This window comes from Pseudomonas sp. Mn2068 (assembly GCF_049319725.1).
Taxonomy (GTDB): Bacteria; Pseudomonadota; Gammaproteobacteria; order Pseudomonadales; family Pseudomonadaceae; genus Aquipseudomonas; species Aquipseudomonas gingeri.
In genome coordinates this window covers 1-254 of sequence record NZ_JBMOUG010000039.1, presented here as the reverse complement: position 1 = coordinate 254, position 254 = coordinate 1, and the positions used below count along the sequence as shown (strand labels likewise).

Genomic DNA, 254 nt, shown 5'->3' with positions numbered 1-254 from the left:
AACCTGGTCCACAGCCAGCCGCTGGGTGACTGGACCCTGGGCGCCAACCTCGGCTTCTTCTACGGCAAGGAGGACGGTAGCGCCCTGGCCGGCGACCTGGAGAACAAGACCTGGTCGGGGATGTTCTCCGCCCGCCATGGCGGCAACACCTTCTATGTCGGCCTGCAGAAACTCACCGGCGACAGTGCCTGGATGCGGGTCAACGGCACCAGCGGCGGCACCCTCGCCAACGACAGCTACAACAACAGCTACGA

General features: G+C 65.0%; 1 protein-coding gene. It reads left to right on the top strand.

Annotated elements, in window-relative coordinates; genetic code table 11:
• The coding region (locus ACL9RJ_RS33255; RefSeq protein ID WP_422766021.1) for an OprD family outer membrane porin at positions 1–254 on the top strand (254 nt) is incomplete at both ends.